Annotated in this window: 24 protein-coding genes; 11 read left to right on the forward strand and 13 right to left on the reverse strand. The window is 53.7% G+C overall.

The genetic code is table 11. The features are described from left to right. Positions 1–32 precede the first annotated feature (32 nt). The 7 genes from SYN8016DRAFT_RS03355 to rsmA all read right to left on the reverse strand — a co-directional run bounded on the left by SYN8016DRAFT_RS03355 (position 33) and on the right by rsmA (position 6,062). Positions 33–248: a hypothetical protein gene (locus tag SYN8016DRAFT_RS03355; protein ID WP_006852846.1), complete on the reverse strand. Its 216-nt coding sequence runs from the start codon at positions 246–248 to the stop codon at positions 33–35. A 7-nt stretch (positions 249–255) separates the two neighbouring features. Next, complete coding sequence (gene secF / locus SYN8016DRAFT_RS03360; RefSeq protein ID WP_006852847.1) at positions 256–1,257, reverse strand: protein translocase subunit SecF; 1,002 nt, start codon at positions 1,255–1,257, stop codon at positions 256–258. Positions 1,258–1,260: 3 nt separating this feature from the next. Beyond that, positions 1,261–2,745: a protein translocase subunit SecD gene (secD, locus tag SYN8016DRAFT_RS03365; RefSeq protein WP_006852848.1), complete on the reverse strand. Its 1,485-nt coding sequence runs from the start codon at positions 2,743–2,745 to the stop codon at positions 1,261–1,263. A gap of 3 nt (positions 2,746–2,748) precedes the next feature. Further along, positions 2,749–3,732, reverse strand: a complete 984-nt coding sequence (locus SYN8016DRAFT_RS03370) for a pyruvate dehydrogenase complex E1 component subunit beta (protein ID WP_006852849.1) — start codon at positions 3,730–3,732, stop codon at positions 2,749–2,751. 200 nt (positions 3,733–3,932) lie between these two features. Next, positions 3,933–4,295 (reverse strand): DUF3082 domain-containing protein, encoded by a 363-nt coding sequence (locus SYN8016DRAFT_RS03375; protein ID WP_006852851.1) that lies wholly within the window; start codon positions 4,293–4,295, stop codon positions 3,933–3,935. Then, on the reverse strand, positions 4,292–5,224 hold the full coding sequence (gene ispE, locus SYN8016DRAFT_RS03380; protein ID WP_006852853.1) for a 4-(cytidine 5'-diphospho)-2-C-methyl-D-erythritol kinase: 933 nt from the start codon (positions 5,222–5,224) through the stop codon (positions 4,292–4,294). The genes SYN8016DRAFT_RS03375 and ispE overlap by 4 nt, the downstream gene beginning before the upstream one ends. Positions 5,225–5,228: 4 nt before the next feature. Beyond that, a complete protein-coding gene (rsmA, locus tag SYN8016DRAFT_RS03385) occupies positions 5,229–6,062 on the reverse strand; it encodes a 16S rRNA (adenine(1518)-N(6)/adenine(1519)-N(6))-dimethyltransferase RsmA (protein ID WP_006852854.1) in 834 nt (277 codons plus the stop codon). Between the two features lie 62 nt (positions 6,063–6,124). Here rsmA and SYN8016DRAFT_RS03390 point away from each other — a divergent pair, with 62 nt between their 5' ends. Continuing rightward, entirely contained in the window at positions 6,125–6,739 is a 615-nt protein-coding gene (locus tag SYN8016DRAFT_RS03390; protein ID WP_006852855.1) for a uridine kinase, read from the forward strand. On the opposite strand, the gene SYN8016DRAFT_RS03395 is transcribed toward SYN8016DRAFT_RS03390, so the two are convergent. Then, the gene (locus SYN8016DRAFT_RS03395) at positions 6,740–7,129 is read right to left on the reverse strand and encodes a YraN family protein (RefSeq protein WP_006852856.1); all 390 of its coding nucleotides are present in this window, start codon (positions 7,127–7,129) and stop codon (positions 6,740–6,742) included. 98 nt (positions 7,130–7,227) lie between these two features. Between SYN8016DRAFT_RS03395 and SYN8016DRAFT_RS03400 the strand changes: the two genes are divergently transcribed. The 5 genes from SYN8016DRAFT_RS03400 to SYN8016DRAFT_RS03420 are packed head-to-tail and all read left to right on the forward strand — an operon-like array spanning position 7,228 to position 10,012. After that, positions 7,228–7,833, forward strand: a complete 606-nt coding sequence (locus tag SYN8016DRAFT_RS03400) for an ATP-binding protein (protein ID WP_006852857.1) — start codon at positions 7,228–7,230, stop codon at positions 7,831–7,833. A 35-nt stretch (positions 7,834–7,868) separates the two neighbouring features. Continuing rightward, complete coding sequence (locus tag SYN8016DRAFT_RS03405; RefSeq protein WP_006852858.1) at positions 7,869–8,348, forward strand: pentapeptide repeat-containing protein; 480 nt, start codon at positions 7,869–7,871, stop codon at positions 8,346–8,348. Further along, positions 8,345–8,782 (forward strand): hypothetical protein, encoded by a 438-nt coding sequence (locus SYN8016DRAFT_RS03410; RefSeq protein ID WP_006852859.1) that lies wholly within the window; start codon positions 8,345–8,347, stop codon positions 8,780–8,782. Before SYN8016DRAFT_RS03405 ends, SYN8016DRAFT_RS03410 begins: the two co-directional genes overlap by 4 nt. Before the next feature lie 27 nt (positions 8,783–8,809). Continuing rightward, a complete protein-coding gene (locus SYN8016DRAFT_RS03415) occupies positions 8,810–9,244 on the forward strand; it encodes a 23S rRNA (pseudouridine(1915)-N(3))-methyltransferase RlmH (protein ID WP_006852860.1) in 435 nt (144 codons plus the stop codon). 36 nt (positions 9,245–9,280) lie between these two features. After that, entirely contained in the window at positions 9,281–10,012 is a 732-nt protein-coding gene (locus tag SYN8016DRAFT_RS03420; protein ID WP_006852861.1) for an SGNH/GDSL hydrolase family protein, read from the forward strand. A 33-nt stretch (positions 10,013–10,045) separates the two neighbouring features. On the opposite strand, the gene SYN8016DRAFT_RS03425 is transcribed toward SYN8016DRAFT_RS03420, so the two are convergent. Next, complete coding sequence (locus SYN8016DRAFT_RS03425) at positions 10,046–10,447, reverse strand: hypothetical protein (protein WP_006852862.1); 402 nt, start codon at positions 10,445–10,447, stop codon at positions 10,046–10,048. A 26-nt stretch (positions 10,448–10,473) separates the two neighbouring features. Between SYN8016DRAFT_RS03425 and SYN8016DRAFT_RS03430 the strand changes: the two genes are divergently transcribed. The 4 genes from SYN8016DRAFT_RS03430 (at position 10,474) to SYN8016DRAFT_RS03445 (ending at position 13,390) form a co-directional block, all read left to right on the forward strand. Beyond that, complete coding sequence (locus tag SYN8016DRAFT_RS03430; protein ID WP_141561337.1) at positions 10,474–10,686, forward strand: hypothetical protein; 213 nt, start codon at positions 10,474–10,476, stop codon at positions 10,684–10,686. Between the two features lie 140 nt (positions 10,687–10,826). Further along, the gene (locus SYN8016DRAFT_RS03435) at positions 10,827–11,567 is read left to right on the forward strand and encodes a GAF domain-containing protein (RefSeq protein WP_006852863.1); all 741 of its coding nucleotides are present in this window, start codon (positions 10,827–10,829) and stop codon (positions 11,565–11,567) included. Between the two features lie 88 nt (positions 11,568–11,655). Further along, positions 11,656–12,099, forward strand: a complete 444-nt coding sequence (locus tag SYN8016DRAFT_RS03440; protein WP_006852864.1) for a LexA family transcriptional regulator — start codon at positions 11,656–11,658, stop codon at positions 12,097–12,099. A gap of 16 nt (positions 12,100–12,115) precedes the next feature. Then, on the forward strand, positions 12,116–13,390 hold the full coding sequence (locus SYN8016DRAFT_RS03445) for a Y-family DNA polymerase (protein ID WP_006852865.1): 1,275 nt from the start codon (positions 12,116–12,118) through the stop codon (positions 13,388–13,390). A gap of 81 nt (positions 13,391–13,471) precedes the next feature. Here SYN8016DRAFT_RS03445 and SYN8016DRAFT_RS03450 read toward each other — a convergent pair whose 3' ends face one another. The 3 genes from SYN8016DRAFT_RS03450 to SYN8016DRAFT_RS03460 form a co-directional block, all read right to left on the reverse strand. Next, the gene (locus SYN8016DRAFT_RS03450) at positions 13,472–14,593 is read right to left on the reverse strand and encodes an NAD(P)/FAD-dependent oxidoreductase (RefSeq protein ID WP_253909773.1); all 1,122 of its coding nucleotides are present in this window, start codon (positions 14,591–14,593) and stop codon (positions 13,472–13,474) included. A gap of 298 nt (positions 14,594–14,891) precedes the next feature. After that, positions 14,892–15,191 (reverse strand): hypothetical protein, encoded by a 300-nt coding sequence (locus tag SYN8016DRAFT_RS03455; RefSeq protein WP_006852867.1) that lies wholly within the window; start codon positions 15,189–15,191, stop codon positions 14,892–14,894. After that, on the reverse strand, positions 15,191–15,448 hold the full coding sequence (locus SYN8016DRAFT_RS03460) for a hypothetical protein (protein ID WP_006852868.1): 258 nt from the start codon (positions 15,446–15,448) through the stop codon (positions 15,191–15,193). Before SYN8016DRAFT_RS03460 ends, SYN8016DRAFT_RS03455 begins: the two co-directional genes overlap by 1 nt. An 89-nt stretch (positions 15,449–15,537) precedes the next feature. On the opposite strand from SYN8016DRAFT_RS03460, the gene SYN8016DRAFT_RS03465 reads away from it, so the two are divergent. Further along, positions 15,538–16,275: a hypothetical protein gene (locus SYN8016DRAFT_RS03465; protein ID WP_253909774.1), complete on the forward strand. Its 738-nt coding sequence runs from the start codon at positions 15,538–15,540 to the stop codon at positions 16,273–16,275. A 474-nt stretch (positions 16,276–16,749) separates the two neighbouring features. On the opposite strand, the gene SYN8016DRAFT_RS03470 is transcribed toward SYN8016DRAFT_RS03465, so the two are convergent. Continuing rightward, positions 16,750–16,950, reverse strand: coding sequence for a hypothetical protein (locus SYN8016DRAFT_RS03470; RefSeq protein WP_006852871.1), 201 nt, complete (start codon positions 16,948–16,950; stop codon positions 16,750–16,752). Between the last annotated feature and the right edge of the window lie 130 nt (positions 16,951–17,080).

A 17,080-nucleotide genomic window follows, 5' to 3' on the forward strand; every position in this document is an offset into this window, starting at 1 on the left:
TCGAGGCGGACTTCCAACTTAGGAGTCAGCGCTCAGAGCTCAGAGCGACGCACGGGTCCGTAGTGACGCCACATCGAAGGGAGGAGAAGCAAAACCACCACCGCCAGGAGATGGTGCCGAATCGCAAAGATCACACTGGTGAGCGTGATGTGATCAAGCAAGAGCTGAATCTCCACACGTAAATCCAGCAGAGCCAGCACGCCCAAGAGCAAGGGAACCCAGCGTTGGGATGGAGAGCTGGGTGTCATGGCCAAATCACGCACCCGCCGTGCGTTGCCTGGGCCAGATACTGAGGAGGGAAGGGGCCAGGGCGATGCTGGACCAGCTGCCCACAATCACGCCAATCGCAAGCGCCACTGCAAACCAAAACAAGGTGGAACCGCCAAACAAAATCAAACCCAAGAGCGGAAGCAAGGTGGTGCCACTGGTGTAAAGGGTGCGGGTGAGCGTGGCGGACACAGCACGATCCACCTGAGCATCCAGGGGTAGGTCACCATCTTCGCGTTGGCGTTCGCGGATGCGGTCAAACACCACCACGGTGTCATTCACGGAATAGCCAGCGATTGTGAGAAGCGAAACAGCAAACAAACTGTCGACTTCCAAACCACTGATCAGTCCAAGCCAGGCGAAGACACCACACACGATCAACACGTCATGGCCTAAGGCCACGAGTGCCAGAACGGCATAACGTCCGTCGTAGCGAATGCTGATGTAGAGGGCGATACCGGCAAACGCGACCAGCAAAGAGATCAAACTGCTGCGCAGCAACTGACCACCAAGGCTGGGGCCAATCGTGTCAACAGATTGACCACCCACTTCAAAGGGACCCGCAATAGGCTCAAGGGCCTCGATCACCGCTTGTCCTTGGGAAGCGCTTAACGCTGGCATGCGCACCACCACCGATTCCCCTCGATCGAGCAACTGAACCCGAGCCGAAGAAAGATTGGGGAGGCTGCCGGAATCTTGATCGCTTCCTTCCGCAGGCAGGGTGAGGCCTTCAAGCTTCTGCTGGATGTCGATGGCCCTGACGTCTTGGCAACGATCTGTGCAGGACCGTTCAAGCTGGATTTGCGTTCCACCTGTGAAGTCGAGACCGGGTCTTAACGGCGAGCCGATCTGAGGATTCGTCCAGCTCAGCACTAAACCCAGCGTGCTGATCAACAACACCATCACAGAGATCAGCCAAACCTTTCGGCGTTGGCGGCTCAGCGGAAAACGCAAAGGGCGTTCTTGACCAGTTGGGGAGGACACAGCCATGGCTCAAGCAGCGGAGGAAGGCAGCTGCCCTGCGGGCAGAAAGTTGGTGGGACGGCGCAGTGATTGATAGCTCATCAAGAAGCGCAAAAGCGTGCGCGTGCAGGTGAGTGCCGTGAACAGGCTGAGCAGAACGCCGATTCCAAGCGTTGCCGCAAAGCCTTTCACCAGACCGGTTCCAAGGAAAAACAGCGCAGCGCAACTAATCAACGTCGTGATGTGACCGTCAACGATCGAGGAGAAGGCTTGAGAGAAGCCAGTTTCGATGGAGCGGATCAAGGTATTGCCTCGACGTAATTCGTCTTTGATGCGCTCAAAGATCAACACGTTCGCGTCCACGGCCATGCCAATACTGAGAATGAACCCGGCCGTTCCTGGCAACGTGAGGGTGACCGGGATCAGCGCGTAGGCCGCCATGTTGAACAGGGCGTACAGACTGAGGGCCAGCACAGCCACCACACCTGCCAGTCGATAGACGAGCAGCATGAAAATGGCGACCAACACCAGGCCTGCAAGCGCTGCAATCAAGCTGCGACGCACATTTTCAGCGCCAAGACTGGGGCCGATCGTGCGCACCTCAAGAATTTCAACCGGCAGAGGCAGGGAGCCACCGCGCAGCTGCACCTCGAGGTCCCTGGCTTCCTCAGCGCTGAAATTGCCAGTGATCACAGCTGAACCGCCGGTAATACCCGCGGCTTTGAACTGATCCCCCACGCCCGCTTCACTGATGGGTCGACCATCCAGAACGATGCCGAGAAGACGCCCGGTCCCTGCAATCGAACGGGTGAGCTCTGCAAATTTGTCACCCCCCTCACGGTTGAAGGTGAGCGTCACTTCCCAGCTACTGCCGTTTTGCTGCTGCTGGCGACCAGCCGTGACGAGATCCTTTCCCGTGAGGGCCGCCGGCTCGAACCGTTCCACAATTTCTTCGTTGGCACGAGCCAGCAGCTGTTCCAACTGCTCTTGCTCAGAATTCGCCGTGCCATCAAGACCCAACTCTTTTTGCGCCTTCGCCAACTGCTCACGGGAGCGTTCATCGTCTTGATCAGCTTGATCTGACGCGTCCTTGCTTTCGTTCAAGGCCAGAACGCTTTTCAACTGCGCTCTGAGTTGGGTCAGGCCCCGTAATTCCTCCTCTGTGCCAGGCTTCTGCGCCCGAAATTCCAGCAAGGCTGTGCTCCCGAGCACGCGCGCTGCTCTGGATGGATCGGTCACACCTGGAAGCTGCAAAACCAGTTGGTTATCGCCCACGGTTTGGAGTGTTGATTCGGCAACTCCCAAACCATTCACACGACGGTCGAGCACCGCCTTCACGGCTTCCAGCTGTTCGGCGTTCACCTTGGTGATCTCACCCGATGGCTGCACTTCCAGGGTGAGCTGACTCCCCCCGCGCAAATCCAGCCCCAACTGAAGAGGAAAGCTTGTGAGAACCGATCCAGCAGCGATGGCCAGAGCGAGGATGAGGGCAAACCACCCCTGTTGACGGGCCATGAATCAGAGCCCCGTGCGCACGATGGCCTGGGCCGTTTCCACGATTTGGTGGGGCTGAATAATCGTCAGATTTTCCAGGTTGCCGTTGTAAGGCGTGGGAATGTCCTGGCTGGATAAGCGAATGGGCCGGGCATCGAGATCGTCGAAGCAATGCTCCGTGATCAGGGCAATCAGTTCAGCTCCGATGCCACCGGTCTTCATGCACTCCTCCACCACGATCACCCGATGGGTCTTACGGATGGAGCGAGCGATCGTTTCCATATCGAAAGGCTTGAGACTGATCAGATCGATCAACTCAGCATTGATGCCATCCGCTTCCAGCTGCTCCACAGCTTTCAAGCAATGGTGGCGCATACGTGAGTACGTCAGGATCGTGACGTCACTGCCCTCTTTCACCAGATCCGCCTGATCCAAAGCACAGGTGTAGTCACCTTCAGGCAATTCTTCTGTGAGGTTGTACAGCAACACATGCTCAAAAAAGAGCACGGGGTTGTTGTCGCGGATCGCAGCCTTCATCAGCCCCTTGGCATTGGTGGGCGTGCTGCAAGCCACGATCTTGATGCCAGGCACGGCATGGAAATAGGCCTCAAGGCGCTGGCTATGTTCAGCTCCCAGCTGGCGGCCCACCCCTCCTGGTCCACGCACCACAGTGGGAATGGTGAAATTTCCCCCACTGGTGTAGCGGAGCATCCCCATGTTGTTGGAGATCTGATTGAAGGCCAGCAGCAGAAAGCCCATGTTCATGCCCTCCACGATGGGCCTCAGGCCTGTCATGGCTGCACCGACAGCCATGCCCGTAAAACTGTTTTCAGCAATCGGTGTGTCGAGCACACGCAATTCGCCGTATTTCTCGTAGAGATCCTTTGTGACCTTGTAGGAGCCGCCGTATTGACCGACGTCTTCCCCCATCACGCAAACGTGGGGATCTCGGGCCATCTCCTCGTCGATGGCCTCACGAAGTGCGTTGAAGAGAAGGGTCCCTGCCACGGCGTTGCTGCAATCCCGGCCAAGCCGGCGTGAGTGGCCAAGCTATCTCAGCAACGAAAAAATCAGCCTCCTGCGGCAAACGTTGTGAGCAGGAGCACCGAGAGGAGTAACCCCGGAGAAAGCAGCAGGATCAGCTGACCAAGATCATGGGGAGTCATCACCAATAACCGCCTATGGCAGTTCAGGACAGAGATCTGAGGCTAGACAGCATCGGCTTCTTTGCCTGTAAAAAGACTGCGAAGAAACACAAGAAACAGGCCAATCCCAACAAAGGAAAAGCTGAAAGTGGCGAGGAAAGACATTCCGATCAACAACGTTTTCAACGCTGAGGCAATGCTTACGGCGGTGGCAGAACTGAACGTGGGTGGACGGTTTGCGAAATAGGTCACCATCCCTTTGCTCAATCCGAGGCTGATCCAGCCCATCAGCAAACTTGTGAGTGAGCCTGACAAGAAACTAAGAGGACCCTTCTTGCGTTTTGGAGGAACCTCTGGCGTCTCGCTTTCACTGCTGCTCGGATCACTGCTGCTCTTATCACTGCTGCTCATCTCACTCCTGCTCATGGCATCAGCTTGGCGCCATGAGCCAAAAATGAACAACTCCAGGCATCCAAACCGGCTTGCGCGAACCCATCACGGGCAGCATTCAACGCCTGATCAGCATCCAGTCGATTGGCAAACAAGGCGAAGCAACTCGGCCCTGAACCACTCATCGCCGTTCGCAGCTGCCCAGGAAGACCCTGAAGCAAACGAAGGGCCGTTTGCACAGAGGCTGTTTGAGGTGCCACCACATCCTGTAAATCATTGCGCAGCGGAGGCGGCTCAGCCGTTCGAAGCGGATGCAACCACGAGGCTGCACGCAATTGCTGCCGCCGTTGTGCAAAAGCGTCTTCATCGCACAAATAGTGGTCGCCCTTGAGACGACGACACTCGCCATAGGCCCAGGGCGTCGAAACACTCACGCTGGGATCTTTCACCAGCACCACTCCGAAAGACTGCGCTGCTGCGGGGACGGATTCCAAACATTCGCCTCGGCCGAAGCAGAGCTGACTCCCACCGGCAAGACAAAACGGCATGTCGGAGCCCAGTTCCGCAGCCATCGCGAGTAACTGATCCTGGCTGTGTCCGAGACCCCAGAGCGTATTCAGCGCCAGCAGAGCGGCAGCACCATCACTGGAGCCTCCAGCAAGACCAGCACCAATGGGAATGCGTTTGCGCAGATGTAGATGAGCGCCAAGCTCATGAAAACCAGAGCGCTGCCGGAGCAGTTCGGCGGCACGCATCACCAGATTGTCGCTGCCGCAACTGAGTCCAGGCTGATCACAGCTCAGCTGAATCAATCCATCAGCGCTATTGGAACAGTCCAGCTGATCAGCGAGGTCGATGCTTTGCATCACCATCGCCAATTCGTGAAACCCATCGGATCGCTGACCGAGCACCTCAAGATGGAGATTGATTTTGGCGGGAGCGGTGACGCGAACGGTGGCGCTCATCCGATCAAGCAGCAGAGTCGAACTGATTCAAACCCTTCGCTAGGGCAACCCAGGCTTCTGGTGCCACCTCCTGGGGTCGTTGCTGAAGGCTGATCCCCGCCTCTTCAGCCACCACTTGCAACTGATCCGGAGCACACAACGGCGCCAAGGTGTTGCGCAGCATTTTGCGTCGACTCAAGAAGGCCATCTTCAGCAGACGTTCCACTCCACGGGCCAGTGCAGGAATAGGACGCCGTTCGGAAGGGAAGGGATCGATACAGATCACCTCGGACTGCACTTTCGGTGGTGGTTGAAAGCAGCGCGGGGGCACAGGACAGACGTGGCTGCACTGTCCCAACAACTGCATGCGCACACTCAAGGCACTGAAATTGCTGTGGCCAGGACGGGCGCGGATGCGTTGAGCAACCTCGTGTTGAACAAGCAAAACCAGCCGTTGATAGGAGGGTTCGACGGGACGATCAAGACGACCGATCAAACGCTCCAGCAGGGGGCCAGTGATGTTGTACGGAATATTGGCGACAACTTTGTTGGCCGGTTCCCCATCAGACAGGTCCAAGGGAACCGAGAGAACATCTCCCTCCTGCAAGGAAAACTTTGGATGGCCTCCAAACGTCTCCTGAAGCCCAGCCACGAGATCACGATCAAGCTCCACAGCATGAATGGCCGCTGCGTCTGAAGCCAGAAGACGTTCGGTGAGCGCTCCGCGACCAGGCCCCACCTCCAAGACGCGATCCCCGTCTTGGAGTTCGGCGGCCTCAACGATTCGATCCAGCACTCGCTCATTGATCAGCCAGTGCTGGCCAAAACGCTTGCGGGCCGTGTGCCCTGAAAAGGTCATGACATTCACAGCGTTGATTCACTGTGCCCTATGCAGGATTGAAGAACTCGGTCGATGGCGTGATGGCAAAGGTTCCTGTGATTTGCATCACTGGCCCGTCCGCGGTTGGGAAAACCAGCTTCAGCCTGAAACTGGCTCAAGCCCTGGGCGCGATCAACATTGAAGTGCTCGTGATCTGCTGCGACAACTACTACAGGCACCATTGGCGCCCCCACCCACGTTTCGGATTTGACACCCCGGCGGCCATTGACAGCGACGCGTTGCGAACCGAGCTGGATCAGGTCAGCCATCACGCTGCAAGCAGCTTGCGCACCTACGACATGTCGACGCGCGATGTTGCACGCAAACCCCTGAATCAGAGCTACCAGCTTGTGTTGCTCGAAGGGGCCTATGGGCCGCAAGACCTGCTGAAAGATGGCTCGATCACAGCGTTGTTCTATCTCGAAGCTCCCTTACTGCTGCGCATGATTCGACGGCTTAAACGGGATAACGAAGAGCGCGGTAGGAATCCCATTCAGATCATCCAGCACATGCTGATGCACATGATTCCTGGTGAACGGGCCTTTATCCGCCCCCTGCGATCGGTTTCGGGGCTTGTTGTCAGCAACCCTCACCAGGGTCACCATGCTGCGATGCGGTGCATCCGTGCCTTGATGGCAAACGCATCAAACAAGTGATCACCAGCTCACGCCCGCAAGCGTTTCGATGCGGATCCAGCGCACCCAATGCCTGTGCACGGGAAGGGCTACGAGCGCCAAGACCACTTCAAAACAGCAGCCCTCACTCCAGGGGTTGGCGGCTTGCCAACACTGCAGACTTCGGGCCAAACACCTGCGTTTTGCCTGATCAAACGCAGCGATCCCCCATCCATCCAAGCCTGAGCGGCGGCGAGCCTTCACCTCAACCACCAGCATTCGAGCGCTTGGCAGAGACTGTTTTGTTAGGAGCAGATCAATTTCTCCATACCGACAGGTCCAGTTTTGTTCCAACAAGCACCATTGATGCGCCAGCAAAATCTGTTTGACATAGCGCTCTGCTTGAGCACCTTGCGCTTGAGAGTTGGGCATGAAGGCACGGCGTGACGACATGCTTTCAACCATTCCCCCAATCAACCTGGCTCAATGCACAGCTTGAGGGCTATAAACCTTAAAGATTGAATCGTTGTATGCGCATCGCAATTAGCGGCACACATTCACAAGGAAAAAGCACTTTCGTGCACGATTGGATTCAACGGCATCATCATTACATTCGCGAAGAAGAGCCTTTTCGAGCGCTGCACCAGGAGGGCTATGACATTCGCTTTCGCCAAGAAAGCACGAGACTGCATAACGGGATTCAGATGTACTACAACATCAGCAGGCTTATGAATTACCAGCAAGAAAGTGACTGCGTTATTTTTGATCGCTGTCCCGTTGATTATATTGCTTATTCCCAGTACACAGCCAATCATCAAACCACTGACATCGACGACGAATTTGTTAAATCATTAGCAGCAAGAGTGCGAAATTCTCTTCAACAACTTGATCTAATCATCTTCTTACCGATTTCGGACCATTGGCCAATTGCGATGGAAGATGACGGAATTCGCCCGATTGATCTCCCCTATCGCGATGAAGTTGATTCCATCTTTAAAGAAATTTATAGGGATCATCGTTTCTCTGTGATGCCCATCAACAATCCGCCAGTCTTGATGGAGCTTTGGGGATCCAGGGAAGCTCGCCTAAACAGCTTGGAACAGGCAATTCAAGCCGAAAAGAACAAACGGATCTAAAAGTCCTAGGCTGAACAACAGTTGTCTCAGTCCCGATGCGATTGCGCTTATTGGCTCCGCTGATGGTCCTTTGCGTCACACTGGCCTGGCCGATGCAACCAGCATTTGCCGCGATGGATTATGCCAAGCAGGTGTTGATTGGTGCCGATTTTTCAAATCGGGAAATGCAAGGTGTGACCTTTAACCTCACCAACCTTCGAGAAGCTGATCTTTCCGGAAGTGATCTTCAGGGGGCAAGCCTTTATGGGGCCAAACTTCAAGACGCCAATCTGAGCAACACCAACCTTCGCGACGCCACGCTGGATTCTGCGGTCTTTGATGGAACCAACCTCACCAATGCGGTGCTGGAGGATGCTTTTGCCTTCAACACGCGCTTTATCAACGTCACCGTTGAAGGCGCTGATTTCACCAACGTGCCCCTCAGAGCTGATGCGCTCAAGGTGCTCTGTGCCAACGCTGAAGGCGTGAATCCTGTCACCGGTCGAGACACTAGCGAGACCCTGGGCTGCTCATGAGCTTTGATCCCCGCAGCCTGGAGCGCCTCAAGGAATTGGGCCGTTCGTTGCCTGAGCCGATCGCACCACCTCAACAGAACAAGGATCGGCCCGTCAAGGCGACCGAAAAACGCCATCGCATTGAAACCGAAGACAACCCTGAACGCCTGTTTCAGGAACTGATGAAAGCGAGCAGTGATGGCACTGTTCCTGAGCATTTGATGGCAAGGCTCAAGGAGGCTGAGCGCCACGTTGCGACTCAGAACAAAGCCAAGGTAAAGGCGCAGGCCCAGGCGCTCCCGTCATCCCAGCCCCTATCCAGACAACCGCTTCGCGGTGGCCAGGGCAAAACAACCAGGCCCTCTCGACCCAAGGTGGCGGCTGGAAGCGAAGAAGAATCGCTGTATGTGGCCTTTGGCCAGCTTCTTTTGGAAGATGACGAAGACTGCGTTTGAGTCCTGCATGCGTTGGGATCCTCAGGGATGAATCCGTCTCGCTGCCGGATTATTGCCATCGGGAAAGTTCGCAAGAGCTGGGTTCAGGAAGGAATCGAGCTCTATCGCAAACGTCTTCCTGGACTCACGATCGTTGAGTTGCGTGATGGCACTCCCGAAAAAGAAGCCGAATCGATTCGCCAGGCCCTGCGAAGCGATGAGTGGCCTGTGATGTTGATGGAACAGGGTGAAACGCTGACGTCGATCCACTTGTCTGAGCGACTCCGCAGCCTTGGATCGCAGCGACTTGCCTTTGTGATTGGCGGTGCTGATGGCTTAACAGCAGAGCTCAAGGCCCTGGCCCACTGGAAACTGAGCCTTTCACCGATGACATTCCCCCATGAGCTTGCAAGACTCCTCTTGATCGAGCAACTGTTCCGAGCCCAAGCGATCCAGCAAGGCAGTCCATATCACCGTGCGTAACCAGGAAATGTCATTGTTGGCCTCCTGCTTGTCGTGATGCTGTCTTCAGCTCAAGCATCGATCCCATCTTTGGAGGCAGAGAGCATGGAGCCAAAAAGTATTTTGTGTTTTGGAGACTCCAACACCTGGGGAATGGCACCTGATGGGAGTGGTCGCTTGCCCTTTGAAACTCGTTGGCCCAATCGACTCCAACAGATTCTGAATCAGCAAAACCCTCATCATCAATCCTGGACTGTTTTTGAACAAGGCTTGAATTCAAGAACTTGGGTCATGGATGATCCCCTAGGTGCCGTTAATTATGGTGGCGACTACAGCTGCAACGGCAGGCACGACTTGCCCATGATTCTTCACAGCTGCAAGCCTCTGCATGTTGTCATTCTTGCGCTTGGATGCAACGACTGCAAAAGTCATCTAAATCTTTCTGCCGAAGAGATCACATCTGGAGCAAAAATTTTGATTCATGATGTGCGCATGTCCTATCAATGTGGACCACATAACTCCAATCGCCCCCCCGCGATTGTTTTAGTCAGTCCTGGAGTCATCCAAACCACGCCACAATCTCTTGCGTGGGGATTTAAAGGAGCAACTGCCAAGTCCCGTTTACTTCCCTCTCTGTATCGCAACCTTGCGGAACAAGAGTCGGTGTGTTTTTTCGATTTACAAACTGTCGCTGAAACGTCTCCTCTAGACGGTGTTCACTTCGGTGCCGATCAGCAGGATCCCATTGCTGCTGGATTAGCAGCACTCATCCCAACGATTGCATCGTGAGGGCGTTTGAGCTCCCTGTTCAGCCTCCGTTGTCTATGACGCCTCCAGGGCGCGGAACGTAATCGGCTCAAATTTGGCGATGCTCACACTCCAACAACGTGAGCTGATCGCTAGCAGTCCCCGCTGAAAGGCTGCGCTATCTCCTGTGGTGAGCCAGGTTGCTTTGAGAAGCGGTAAATCCTCAGGCAAATGCTCCATGCCCAGTTCGGCCATCAGCAAACTTCCTGGCCCCGCTTCGCGTTGCAAGGGCCCTTGATCACTGCGTTGCCAAACGCGAAGAAGGAGTTCCAAAGCCAGCTCACAGGCGATCTGCACAGGCACCCCCGCCTCATCTTGCGTCACATCCCGCGGCAGGGAGCGTCCCCCGAGGGGCATCGCCCGTTTCCCATTCTGCTCAAACAAGGCGATGGCAAGGAGGTAGGGAGAGTCGGCCATCAGCAGCAGCTTCGGAGGTGATCATCTTGATCGATTCGAACTCCGAACCACGACTTTCGCCTGCTGCCCCAGCTTTGCGCCTGCTGCCACAGCTTTGCGCCCACAGCAAACGCTTACAACTCCAAACAGAAGAGTCAGAACTGGGCTTACGAACGCTGGACCGGCCTGTTAGCGGCTCCAGGCTCAAAGTACGGCTGATCCCAAGGCTCATGCCCTGGACGCCACAACCGTCAGATTAAGTTAACAATTTTGTTAATTCTTACAAGCCAATAACGGAGAACAGCGCCAAGCTTCAGCCATACAAAATAAACTTTTATTTTGCTTTATGCACTTCTAGCTATTTACGCTCAAAACTATAGAATCAGCCAATGCTCATCACTTGAAAAAGCCTGAAATTCCCATAAATGAGTCAGAAAGGCTTAAAGCGCTGAATGAGTATAGAATTCTTGGCACAAAGCCTGAAGAAAATTATGACGATATTACCAAAATAGCTTCTTTAACTTGTGGCACTCCAATTGCTCTTTTGAGCCTTGTTGATTCAAATCGTCAATGGTTCAAAGCCAAGGTTGGCATTGAGGCTGAAGAGACTGTTCGCGATTGGTCATTCTGCGCCCATGCGATTCACTCCTCCGAACCTTTAATCGTTGAAGACGCATTAAAAGACGAGCGATTCTTTGACAACCCTTTAGTGCGAGGTGAGCCTAAAATCAGACTGTATGCAGGCTTTCCTCTGCAAAATGACGAAAACCTCAGAATTGGCACGCTTTGCGTGATCGACAGAGAGCCCCATGGCCTGTCCGATACACAGTTCAACATCATGCAATCTCTGTCAAGACAAGCCGTTGCCTTTCTTGAATTGAGGAAGAGATCAATCAATTTAATTGAATCTTTCTGCTCACATACTGATGAAGGCAGCTTCATCTCAACATGTTCTTATTGCAGGAAAGCAAAAGATACTGAAGGGCATTGGCAGCATCTGGATCAGTATTTATCGACACGCACGAATTTAAACTTCAGCCATGGCATCTGTGATGCATGCATAGAAGAGCATTTCCCTGATGTCCTTGAGGTCTGGGAAACAGAAAAGAAGAGCAAGGACCTGCAAAATCCAACTCCATAAGGGGAACCCTGTTCCGCTGGCATGGCCCGAGCCACAGCACGAGCACTAGAACACTTGTACCATTAAGCGATCGTCAGTGTGCGCTTCCGTGAATTCGGATCGGATATCGCTTCAGCCACCCCAGCCTTTGCGACTCCAACGGAAAGGACTCAGCCTTCCTCTGGCGAGTGATCAGGTTGCCGCAGGATTTCCCTCCCCTGCTGATGACTACATCGATGTGGGGATCGATCTCAATGAACAACTCATTCGCCATCCAAGCAGCACCTTCTTTTTGCGCGTCAGCGGCGATTCCATGACGGGGGCGGGCATTCACCATGGCGATCTATTGGTGGTCGATCGCAGTCTCGACCCTCGTCCCGGCCGAGTGGTGGTGGCTGTCCTGGATGGCGCCTTCACTCTCAAACGCCTCGCTCGCTATCGCGGCCAACTACGCCTGGAAGCGGCGAACCCTGACTATCCCCATTTAGATCTCCATCGTTGCGGAGATGTGCAGATCTGGGGCGTCGCGATTCACGTGATCCATCCTCTTTAGCGCTCAGGTCGTCGCGATGAACCAGGTCACGGCTCTGATTGATGCCAACAATTTCTACGCCTCGTGCGAGCAAAGCCTGGATCCAGCCCTGATCGGCAGGCCAGTGGTGGTGCTCTCAAATAATGATGGCTGCATCGTGGCCCGTAGCGCGGAAGCACGCGCTCTTGGCATCGCCATGGGCACCCCCTATTTCAAAGCGAAGCGCCATCTGGAACAGCACAATGTTGTGATTCGCAGCTCGAATTACGCGCTCTATGCCGACATGAGTCAGCGGCTAATGAGTTTGCTGGAAAGCCAAGTTGAGGATTTGGAGATTTACTCCATTGATGAGGCTTTTGCCCGGCTGAGCCGCCCCTCGAACGGAAATTTGCATCCATGGGCACAGCGGTTGCGAACCCTGGCTCGACGCAACCTCGGTTTACCCATTGCCATTGGTCTCGGGGCCAGCAAGGGACAGGCCAAGCTGGCCAACCGCCTGGCGAAAGTGGTGCCAGCCCACGCCGGACTCTTTGATCTTGGCTTGTGTCCTGATCCCGATCGCTGGCTGGAAACAATTTCCATTGAAGACGTCTGGGGCATCGGCCGCAAACTCGCCCTCTGGTGCCGAATGCGGGGAGTGGTCAACGCACGGGAGCTCCGTGATATGCCCAGTGGCTGCCTGCGCGCTAAGGCCGGCGTGGTGGGAGTTCGACTGCAAAGAGAACTGCAAGGTCATGCCTGCCTACCGCTTGATCTCGACCCCTCTCCGAAGCAGGAAACCTGCGTAAGCCGCAGCTTCAGCCATCCCATTACCAGCCTGGAAGAGCTCCGCGAAGCGATCGCCACCTATGTGGTGCGAGCAGCGGAAAAACTGCGCAAGCAACATCAACGCACAGCGGCTCTCACGATCTACACGCGCACGAGCCCATTCATTCCAGCTTTTTACAGCCGAGCTGCCAGCACCAGCCTCGATCTACCCAGCAACGACACGCGGGTGTTGTTAGCAGCTGCCTTACCTCTGGTGGAACGCATTTTTCAACCGCACCGTCCGCTGGCGAAGGCAGGTGTTCTGATGCAACACCTGCAGGGAATCGATCAACTGCAACAGCATCTATGGGTGCCCTGTACGGAGGAAGAGCAGCAGAAACGGGAAAGCTTGATGGCAACGGTCGATCGTCTCAATCACCGCTATGGGCGAGGCACCGTGCAATGGGCCGCCTGCGGTCTGGATCCGAGCTGGGCCATGCGACGCGAACGCCTGGGTCGAGCCGCCACAACTCGCCTGAGCGACGTGCCTGTGGTGCAGGCATAAACAATGAATCTCTCAAAAAAATCCGAAAGAGCGCCGTTTTTCATCAACACCACAAACACAGATCGAAGCCAATGGATTGATTCAATGACCAGTCACCATGTCAGTCACGATCTGATTCCACTTCTTCTCTGGCATGTTCTTGAACATCCAATCACGAACCCAGCCTTTAAGGTCACCACAAGTGGATACATCAAGGCCGCGTCGTGATTCCTTAATCACTGAATCTGCTGCATGCTTACGCACCGCTTGGAACTCTTCAAATATGGCAGGAACTGACCGACCAGAAGCCATCAAATCTGCAAGAAATGCAGCATCAGCAATCGCTGAGCAGGCTCCCATTCCGGCATAAGGACTGGTGGCATGGGCAGCATCACCAATCATCAAGACACGATCACGGTACCAAGGAGATAAGGCCAAAAGATCGCCAGCCTGCGTAGGCACCATTTGGTCTTCATCAGTCCATTCCAGACAGGACTGGATCAGCTCAGGAAGAGGCTTCATACGCCTAAGAATCTGATCTTTTTTGGACTCAGTTGCACGAGGGATATAGTTTTTAAAAGCCACATACCAGCGGATTTCACCATGCCCGAGATCAGCAACTCCTGCTTTCACCCCCGGCTGCCAAAACTCCATTTGAGTGTTCAATGGTAACAATGGAGGCCGTTGATTAATCACTGATATCCAACCACCAGAACCAAGCATTCTGAGCTGAACTCCTGGATGAATAAACGTTCTAACAACACTATTAGAGCCGTCGCAAGCAATTAAAACATCACCTTGATCCGAGCGACCATCAGCAAAAGTTGCGATCGCCTGATCCTCAACACTAGAGATGGAAACACATTCACTGCCAAGAATTAAATCATCACCGACCATTCTAGACAGCAATTCAGAAAGGCGAAATCGATTGATTTCATAACTATCCGCTCCCTGCAATCGCGACATCGCACCGATTGGCATCTCACAGACAAATCTTCCCTTTCGACCATGGATCCGAAATGCTTCGAGGGGAGTGCCTGCCTCATCAACAGGAACCCCCAAGTCTTGCAAGATTTTGATCGCATAACTCCAAATCAGAAATCCTGTTTTCTGATTTTGAAAATGATTATATTTTTCATGAACAGTGACAGGAATACCGTGCTTCTTAAGAGCTAAGGCAAGCGTGAGTCCAGCGATCCCTCCGCCTATGATCAATACCTTCATCATCAATCCCAGGAACTAGGCCCAGCAGGAAAACCAGCCAAGCTGAGCATTTAAGAGAAATTTAGAGCATAAAAATATCCAAGACCAACATTAGCAACAACAACTTAATACCTTCACCAGCAGCAGCTTCGACTGCCCTGATGCTGTTCAAGCAAAGTGCCTATGGAAAGCCTCCTACGTCGCTGCCCAATCAGGCGATCATAATGCTAAACACACCGAGTCAATTGGCAAAAAACGATAATCTAAATGGCAACTCTAATGATCTTTCTTACAATGCATACCAACGAATATCCAACACTTACAACGCATCTTGCAATAGCTGCACTTCTAATTCACGTCGACTCAGCAATAAAACCATGCGATATCCATGGCTATTAAGGCCTGTCTGTTCTCGCACAAGATCTGTATGAGCAAGCGCCAAACCACAGGTTTCAACGAAAAGAACGGGAAGACTGCCGGCATGGCCACTCATGCCTTGAAGATCAAGCGCTTGACGCACTGCTTGTTGCGCCTTTTCAGCTCCCAGGCGTTCAACAAAAGCGGGCCAGAGGTGATTCACTGGCGTGTAGGTCGAGAAGTCAATCGTGGAATCAGTCATCAAACGGGCAACTGCTCAATCGCGACTGCAATCATCTGGGGCGTCACAGGAATCACTTCCAGAGCATCCTGATTATCAAGATAGGAATCGAAGGAGGCGAAACGCTCAATACAGGGATTAGCGCCCTCGACAGCACATGCCTCGATCCAATCATTATTTTCAGGCTTCACCACCACAAAGGACTGAAGGGCTTCATCGAGATCGCCACCATCGCCGATTCCTTCTCCATGCCAGATCGCTTCAAAAAATTCAGACATCACTAAGGAGACCTATTCACCCATTATCAGTAATGCAAGACCTCCAGGACTATTGCAAGCCCTTCTCGAACGCAAACGCCATCTGGCCCATGCTCCCGCTTGCACCAGACGCCATAGAGATGTGGTGGCGTCTGGTGCAAGCCACACCGCAGGGCGAACAGTGGCCAGCCCTGCGCTCAGAGCTGCCGCAACTTTTGGTGACCCCACAACCATTCGCCCGCCTGAGTGATCGCTATCAACGCTTGGTGCTTCGGGGTGAATCACCGCAACCCAGTGATCTTGAGGATGCTCCGCGTTTAAAGGACCCGAGTGGGTTTTCCATCACCATCGCAGACCATGCCTGCGGGGCAGTGCCAGTTTTAACGGTGAGCGATCACGATGACTTTGTACTGATCATGCGCTGCCTCGCCCATCGCTGTGAAACGGTGCCAGTGCAGGAAGCCGTGCATGCACAAGCGGTTGCAGGCTTGATTCATTGGGGACTGATCAGAGAGATCGATACGAAAGCTCGATGCCAAATCTTGATTCTGCATCGAGCCCCATACAGCTCTCTCTCCGCCTCAAGCATTCCCAGCTCCCCCAGTCTCGATCAATGGATCAAGCAATCTCAAATCTGGCGACTGGAACATGAATTAACCCATATCGCTTGCCGCAAACTGGTTGGGGAAATGCGAATAAACCTCTTCGACGAACTGCTCGCCGATGCCATGGGCATGAAAAGAGCGCTAGGCCTTTTTCACGCAGATTTGTTCAGACAAGGCCTGGGCCTCAATTGCGACGGCACCATCCAAAACGATGCACGTGCCCAGGTCTATGTCAACAGTTAGAGCCCAACGATCATGTTACAGCCTGCCAAATGGTGCTGGCACGAGCGCAAGAGCTGGAACAATTATTGGAAGCTAAACAATTGCCCTCCAACACAATCAAACTGCTCAAATTCCTAACCCAGTCCACTCTCGATCAACCGCTTAATCCAGACCTTCAAGCCAACAAAGCATTGAATTAAAGGAATCAATACTGACAACTTGTCTTTGCCTTTGCGGCAAGAGCATCGTGCCATCAAGCTAGAATTTAGCCTTGCAATAAAGCGCATGGAAATATCGAATGCTGAATGAACTCATGCCCGATCAGTCTTCGAGATGCGCCCAAAATCACAATATAAACATTATCTTGCAAATAAGCGGAAATATGGTGTCTACCCTGAATAGCAATCAAATGCCAACCACATCACTATCACCAAACAAAAGCCCTGCTATTCACAGGGCAGAAAAAGCTTCAATCCAAGGCAAGAGAGCGCAAACCTATCGCTGGGTCTTCTGGTAAGCCTCCACAGCTGTAGCGATGCAATTTTCGTCGGATTGCGTTGCTTCACTGTTTCCAGCAACAGATGCATTGCAGTTCTGAGTGATATGGCTCATCACTGAGTCAGGCACCCCAGGAGAAGCTGTGACAGCAACGGGTGCTGCAAGAGCAACCACGAGTGTGGCGAGCGCAGTTTTCATTGGGCTGAAAGAACACCCTTAATGTCTAGCTGCAAATACACACCACGGCAGCCTCTACAAGCCCACACAGGCGGATCTGCTTCTCTGATGGTCATCTTGAACATCCCTTCGGATCAAATGACACCTTTTG

Origin of the sequence: Synechococcus sp. WH 8016, assembly GCF_000230675.1 — a bacterium.
GTDB lineage: Bacteria > Cyanobacteriota > Cyanobacteriia > PCC-6307 > Cyanobiaceae > Synechococcus_C.

Excerpts from the sequence above, each read along its gene's own strand:
- SYN8016DRAFT_RS03405 (WP_006852858.1), top strand. The coding sequence starts at position 7,869 with ATGCGATTGCGCTTATTGGCTCCGCTGATGGTCCTTTGCGTCACACTG.
- secF (WP_006852847.1), bottom strand. The coding sequence starts at position 1,257 with ATGGCTGTGTCCTCCCCAACTGGTCAAGAACGCCCTTTGCGTTTTCCG.
- SYN8016DRAFT_RS03445 (WP_006852865.1), top strand. The coding sequence starts at position 12,116 with ATGAACCAGGTCACGGCTCTGATTGATGCCAACAATTTCTACGCCTCG.
- SYN8016DRAFT_RS03415 (WP_006852860.1), top strand. The coding sequence starts at position 8,810 with ATGAATCCGTCTCGCTGCCGGATTATTGCCATCGGGAAAGTTCGCAAG.
- SYN8016DRAFT_RS03460 (WP_006852868.1), bottom strand. The coding sequence starts at position 15,448 with ATGTCTGAATTTTTTGAAGCGATCTGGCATGGAGAAGGAATCGGCGAT.
- secD (WP_006852848.1), bottom strand. The coding sequence starts at position 2,745 with ATGGCCCGTCAACAGGGGTGGTTTGCCCTCATCCTCGCTCTGGCCATC.
- SYN8016DRAFT_RS03470 (WP_006852871.1), bottom strand. The coding sequence starts at position 16,950 with ATGAAAACTGCGCTCGCCACACTCGTGGTTGCTCTTGCAGCACCCGTT.
- ispE (WP_006852853.1), bottom strand. The coding sequence starts at position 5,224 with ATGAGCGCCACCGTTCGCGTCACCGCTCCCGCCAAAATCAATCTCCAT.
- SYN8016DRAFT_RS03400 (WP_006852857.1), top strand. The coding sequence starts at position 7,228 with ATGCGCATCGCAATTAGCGGCACACATTCACAAGGAAAAAGCACTTTC.
- SYN8016DRAFT_RS03465 (WP_253909774.1), top strand. The coding sequence starts at position 15,538 with ATGCTCCCGCTTGCACCAGACGCCATAGAGATGTGGTGGCGTCTGGTG.
- SYN8016DRAFT_RS03390 (WP_006852855.1), top strand. The coding sequence starts at position 6,125 with ATGGCAAAGGTTCCTGTGATTTGCATCACTGGCCCGTCCGCGGTTGGG.
- SYN8016DRAFT_RS03455 (WP_006852867.1), bottom strand. The coding sequence starts at position 15,191 with ATGACTGATTCCACGATTGACTTCTCGACCTACACGCCAGTGAATCAC.
- SYN8016DRAFT_RS03355 (WP_006852846.1), bottom strand. The coding sequence starts at position 248 with ATGACACCCAGCTCTCCATCCCAACGCTGGGTTCCCTTGCTCTTGGGC.
- SYN8016DRAFT_RS03420 (WP_006852861.1), top strand. The coding sequence starts at position 9,281 with ATGCTGTCTTCAGCTCAAGCATCGATCCCATCTTTGGAGGCAGAGAGC.
- rsmA (WP_006852854.1), bottom strand. The coding sequence starts at position 6,062 with ATGACCTTTTCAGGGCACACGGCCCGCAAGCGTTTTGGCCAGCACTGG.
- SYN8016DRAFT_RS03410 (WP_006852859.1), top strand. The coding sequence starts at position 8,345 with ATGAGCTTTGATCCCCGCAGCCTGGAGCGCCTCAAGGAATTGGGCCGT.
- SYN8016DRAFT_RS03450 (WP_253909773.1), bottom strand. The coding sequence starts at position 14,593 with ATGAAGGTATTGATCATAGGCGGAGGGATCGCTGGACTCACGCTTGCC.
- SYN8016DRAFT_RS03425 (WP_006852862.1), bottom strand. The coding sequence starts at position 10,447 with ATGGCCGACTCTCCCTACCTCCTTGCCATCGCCTTGTTTGAGCAGAAT.
- SYN8016DRAFT_RS03375 (WP_006852851.1), bottom strand. The coding sequence starts at position 4,295 with ATGAGCAGGAGTGAGATGAGCAGCAGTGATAAGAGCAGCAGTGATCCG.
- SYN8016DRAFT_RS03395 (WP_006852856.1), bottom strand. The coding sequence starts at position 7,129 with ATGCCCAACTCTCAAGCGCAAGGTGCTCAAGCAGAGCGCTATGTCAAA.